1 protein-coding gene is annotated in these 3367 nt (G+C 37.0%); it reads left to right on the plus strand.

What is annotated here, in order from left to right; translation table 11 throughout:
• Nucleotides 1–3367: DEAD/DEAH box helicase family protein (locus tag D8848_RS10575; protein ID WP_142999027.1), on the plus strand; the 3367-nt coding region annotated here is incomplete at both ends.

Consider the following 3367-nt stretch of genomic DNA (forward strand, 5'->3'; position numbering starts at 1 on the left):
AAAGTATGAAACAGAACGTTTAACTCTCAAGAGCTTAGTAAGCAAATCAGAATACTCGACCATGAAACAAAGTTCTCTCACAGCCTATTATACAGACCCAATGATTATTCGCCAGATTTGGCAAAAATTACTGGCTGATGGTTTTGAAGGAGGAAGGATTTTAGATCCTTCTATGGGGACTGGGAACTTCTTTGCGGCGATGCCTAGAAGTATACGAGAGAGGTCAGAACTCTATGGAGTTGAATTAGACAGCGTGACAGGCGCAATCGCAAAACAACTCCACCCCAATACCCATATTGAAGTGCGAGGATTTGAAGAAGTTCCCTATCAAAATAATAGTTTTGATTTAGTCTTAACGAATGTTCCATTTGGAAATTTTCGCATTGCAGATAAAAACTATGATAAACCTTATATGATTCATGATTACTTTGTCAAACACTCACTTGATTTAGTAAGAGATGGAGGACAAGTTTCGATTATCTCTTCTATTGGCACAATGGATAAACGGACAGATAATGTCTTACAAGAGATTAAATCCAACACTCATTTTTTAGGGGGAGTTCGGTTGCCGGATACGGCTTTTAAAAAGATTGCAGGTACTCGAGTGACTACAGATCTCCTCTTCTTTCAAAAGGATCAAGCAAAGAATCTTAATGAAGAGGAACTTGTTTTTAGTGGTTCTATTCCCTTTGAGGAGGATAAGCGTGTCTGGATCAATCCTTATTTTGATGGGAAATACAATACACAAGTTTTGGGTGAATATGAGGTTCGTAATTTTAATGGAGGAACCCTCAATGTTAAGGGGGAATCAGAAACATTCACTACTGACATTATGGAAGCATTAGAGAATGTGGAAGCACCTAAACAAATTGACAATTCTTTGAAAGCACCTGTTTTTATCCAAGAAGAAGTGGATAATTCGATCCCAAGTCGTATACGTGAGGACTTAGCGCTCTATTCTTTTGGATATGAGGGAAATCAAATTTATTACCGAGATACGCATGGCATTCGGAAAAGTTCAAAAGTAGACGAAATTAGTTATTATGTAGATGAGAAGGGAGATTTTAGAGCCTGGGACAGTTCTTTGTCTGAACATAAAATAGACCGATTCGTGCAACTTCATTTGACAGAAGAGGAAGCACTAGATGTTTACAAGTCAGAAGAAGCGAGTAAAAGAGGGAAATATAAGGGACTGTTCAAAAAAACTGTCTTTTATGAAAGTCCCTTATCGGATAAGGATATTAGTCGCATTAAGGGCATGGTTGATTTGAGAGAGACCTATCAATCCTTAATTGAAATTCAACGTCATCAAGATTATAGTCGGACAGAATTTCAGGTGTTACTTAGTAAACTCAATCATAACTATGACCGCTTTGTAAGTCAATTTGGATACTTGAATGCCTCAGTCAATCGGAACTTATTTGATAGTGACGATAAGTATTCTTTACTAGCAAGTTTAGAAGATGAATACATCGATTCTAAAGACCAGAAAGTAAAATATAAAAAATCTTTAGCCTTTGAGAAAGCATTGGTTAGACCAGAGAGAGAGATTACAAGAGTATCAACGGCTTTAGATGCCTTAAACTCCAGTTTATCGGATGGTAGAGGAGTTGATTTAGACTATATGGTATCAATTTATCCCGAACATAGCCAAGCTGCTATTTTAGATGAGTTAGGTGACCAGGTTTTAATGGATCCAGAAAGTTATTTAAGAGGGGAAAGAAAATATCTTTCTAAGAACCAGTTTTTGTCAGGAGATATTCTCAATAAGATAGAAGTAGTTCAACTATTAGTAGATGAAAACAACCAAGAATTTGACTGGTCTCATGCTTTAGATTTGTTAGAATCTGTTCGCCCTCCACGGATTCATCTGGCAGATATTGAGTTCAAAATAGGGTCACGTTGGATTCCTCAATCCGTTTATGGTAAATTTGCCTTTGAATGTTTTACCAATCGTGAATTTGAATTGTCTTCGCCAGATGTTGAACAAGTCATTGAAGTGAATCCTGTCGATGGCCAGGTTCATTTAAGGACATCATTTGTTTATCGCTATCCAAGTGCCAAAGATAGTAGTCTTGGAGTTAGTGGGTCACGTTATGATACAGGAAGAAAGATTTTTGAGAATTTACTTAATTCGAACCAACCGACGATTACCATGACTGTTACGGAAGGGGAAAAGAAAAAGACTATCACAGATTTGGAAAAAACCTCTGTTCTAAGAGCAAAAGAGCAGCATTTACAAGAGCTCTTTCAAGAATTTGTCTCACGGTATCCAGAAGTCCAACAGGTCATTGAGGAAAGCTATAATCGTCTTTATAATCGAACAGTTAGTCGAGAGTATGATGGTAGCCATCTAGTCATTGATGGCTTGGCACAAAACATCAGTCTTCGTCCTCATCAAGAGAATGCTATTCAAAGAATCGTAGAAGAAAAAAGAGCTTTATTAGCTCATGAGGTAGGTTCAGGAAAGACCTTGACCATGCTTGGTGCTGGGTTTAAATTAAAGGAGTTGGGGATGGTTCATAAGCCCTTGTATGTGGTGCCCTCTAGTTTGTCTGCTCAGTTTGGCCAAGAAATCATGAAATTTTTCCCTACTAAAAAAGTCTTTGTGACCACTAAGAAAGATTTTGTGAAGGCGAGAAGAAAACAATTTGTGTCACGTATCATTACAGGAGATTACGATGCCATTGTCATTGGGGATTCTCAATTTGAAAAAATCCCTGTCAGTAAGGAAAGACAGATGAATTATATCGAGGACAAACTCAATGAACTACGAGAGATTAAAACACATTCTGAAAATAAGTACACCGTTAAAGAAGCAGAACAATCAATAAGTGGTCTTGAGAGACAATTGGAAGAACTCCAACGCTTTAATCGTGATAGTTTTATTGATTTTGAGAACTTAGGAATTGATTTTCTCTTTGTGGATGAAGCACATCACTTTAAAAATATACGTCCAATTACTGGACTTGGAAATGTAGCAGGGATTACCAATACAACGTCTAAGAAGAATGTGGATATGGAAATGAAGGTTCGACAGATTCAGGAAGAACATGATTTTAAAAACATTGTCTTTGCGACAGGAACACCTGTTTCCAATTCTATTAGTGAGTTATATACTATGATGAACTACATTCAACCAGATATCTTAAAACGCTATCAAGTTGATTATTTTGACTCTTGGGTAGGTGCTTTTGGAGAAATTCAAAACTCTATGGAATTAGCTCCTACAGGGGATAAGTACCAACCTAAGAAACGATTTAAAAAGTTTGTCAATCTACCTGAGTTGATGAAAATCTATAAAGAAACAGCCGACATTCAAACACAAGATATGTTGGATTTACCTGTTCCAGAAGCTCATATTATC

Origin of the sequence: Streptococcus mitis (assembly GCF_003942775.1) — a bacterium.
Lineage (GTDB): Bacteria > Bacillota > Bacilli > Lactobacillales > Streptococcaceae > Streptococcus > Streptococcus mitis_CN.